This is a genomic window from Vibrio sp. 10N.222.46.A1 (assembly GCF_041473595.1).
In the GTDB taxonomy this organism is placed as follows: domain Bacteria; phylum Pseudomonadota; class Gammaproteobacteria; order Enterobacterales; family Vibrionaceae; genus Vibrio; species Vibrio tasmaniensis_A.
In genome coordinates this window covers 1-2399 of record NZ_JBFRSN010000299.1, presented here as the reverse complement: position 1 = coordinate 2399, position 2399 = coordinate 1, and the positions used below count along the sequence as shown (strand labels likewise).

At 45.7% G+C, this 2399-nt stretch carries 2 protein-coding genes; both read right to left on the bottom strand.

The features are described 5' to 3' along the window. Positions 1-130: 130 nt before the first annotated feature. Positions 131-1078: a protein translocase subunit SecF gene (gene secF, locus AB4496_RS09910; RefSeq protein WP_009848283.1), complete on the bottom strand. Its 948-nt coding sequence runs from the start codon at positions 1076-1078 to the stop codon at positions 131-133. A 14-nt stretch (positions 1079-1092) separates the two neighbouring features. Then, positions 1093-2399 (bottom strand): protein translocase subunit SecD (gene secD / locus AB4496_RS09905; RefSeq protein WP_372130893.1); only part of this gene is annotated, 1307 nt, incomplete at its 5' end.

Here is a 2399-nt window from a genome sequence, read left to right as displayed (position 1 = left end):
TTGGTATTGGTATTGGTAAATACGACAATGTTCAGTCGGTTCCAAAAGCTAACCCACAATATACAGACATAAAAAAACCGCTAGTTGCCCAGCGGTTTTTTTGGTTTAGCGAAAGTTGTTAAGCCGTGGCCTAAGGCATTTCGTCAAACTCTTCACCTTCTTTGTCCACTTGTGGTGGCATTAGGTGTTCACGCGTAATACCCAACTTCATAGCTAGTGCAGATGCAACGTAGATAGAAGAGTAAGTACCAACGGTAATACCCAGTAGAAGTGCAGTCGCAAAGCCGTGAATCATAGCGCCGCCCTGAACGAACAGTGCGATAACTACGAATAACGTTGTACCAGAAGTGATCAATGTACGGCTCAATGTTTGTGTGATTGAGCTGTTCAGCACTTCAGGTGCCTCGCCTTTACGCATCTTACGGAAGTTCTCACGAATACGGTCAAATACCACTATGGTATCGTTGAGGGAGTAACCGACTACCGTTAGCAAGGCTGCTACGATGGTAAGGTCGACCTCAATTTGCATTAGAGAGAACACACCTAGTGTGATGATAACGTCGTGCGCTAGGGCTAATACAGCACCTGCAGCTAATCGCCATTCAAATCGCACTGATACGTAGATCAAGATACAGATCAGAGAAACAAGGATAGCAAGGCCACCAGCTTCTGTTAATTCGTCACCTACGTTAGGACCAACGAACTCGATACGACGCATCTCAACTTGCTCACCAGTACCATCTTTAATTGCAGACAGGATTTGGTTACCAAGCGTTTCGCCCGCAACACCATCACGTGGACGTAGACGAACCATTACCTCACGCGCAGAACCAAAGTTCTGAACCGTAGCATCACCAAAGCCTTCAGCTTCTAGTGCGCTTCGAATGTCAGGTAGGTTTGCTGGCTCCTCAAAACCCACTTCAATCAGGGTACCACCAGTAAAATCTAGACCCCAGTTCAACGATTTCGTTGTTAGAGTATAGATGGCAGTACCAATCATCAAGATTGAGAATAAAAAGGCAACCTTTGACCAACGCATGAAGTCGATCATTTTGTCTGCTTTTAGAATCTGAAACATATTAATTCCTAGCCTTAGATCGACAGTTTCTTAACGCGTTTGCCGCCATACATCAGGTTCACGATACAACGTGTTCCGATAATAGCTGTAAACATTGAAGTCAAGATACCGATTGATAACGTTACCGCGAAGCCTTTAATCGCACCTGTACCGACAGCAAATAGAATGATTGCTGTTAGTAGTGTGGTGATGTTGGCATCGGCGATTGTACTAAATGCGTTTGCATAACCTTGGTGAATCGCTTGTTGTGGACTACGTCCATCTCGAAGTTCTTCACGTATACGCTCAAAGATAAGAACGTTGGCATCGACTGCCATACCGACCGTCAATACGATACCGGCAATGCCTGGTAGCGTCATTGTCGCGCCAGGAATCATCGACATCACACCAATAATCAACACTAAGTTAGCCATCAGAGCGACGTTCGCAATCAAACCGAAAGTACGGTAGTAAAGCAGTGTAAACAGCATTACTGCAGCCATACCCCAAACCATCGCCATGATACCCATATCGATGTTTTGTTGACCCATAGATGGACCAATCGTACGCTCTTCTACAATCGAGATAGGCGCAATCAATGCACCTGCACGTAGTAGAAGTGCCAAGTTATGAGCTTCAGCCGTTGAGTCGATACCTGTAATACGGAAGTTACGGCCAAGCGCAGATTGAATCGTCGCTTGGTTAATCACTTCTTCGTGCTTACTTAGGATCACTCGGCCTTCAGGTGTTTTACGACCGCTGTCTTTATACTCTGCAAATACGGTTGCCATTAGCTTACCGATATTTTGACGAGAGAATGTAGACATCTTGCTACCACCTTCGCTGTCTAGCGAGATGTTAACTTGTGGGCGACCATATTCATCAACACTTGAGCTTGCATCTGTAATGCTAGAACCGCCTAAGATAACGCGTTTCTTAAGTACTACAGGACGACCATCGCGGTCTTGCTTAATTTCACTACCAGCAGGAGCACGGCCAGAAGCTGCAGCGGCCAAATCGGCACTGCTGTCCACTTCACGGAATTCAAGAGTCGCGGTTGCGCCTAAAATTTCTTTAGCACGAGCCGTGTCTTGAACACCTGGCAATTCCACTACGATACGGCTAGCACCTTGACGTTGAACCAAAGGCTCAGCAACACCGAGTTCGTTAACACGGTTACGTAGAATAGTAATGTTTTGCTCTACCGCATAATTGCGGATTTCTTGAAGACGAGTTTCAGTGAAGTTAGCAATCAAAGAGAAACGACCGTTAGATTCTGAATCTACGAACGTCATATCTTGGTGCTTAGATTGCAGTAGCGATTTCGCTTCAGCAAGCTGCT

Bases quoted from the DNA above. Each gene is read 5' to 3' on its own strand.
- secF (WP_009848283.1), bottom strand. From the start codon at position 1,078: ATGTTTCAGATTCTAAAAGCAGACAAAATGATCGACTTCATGCGTTGG.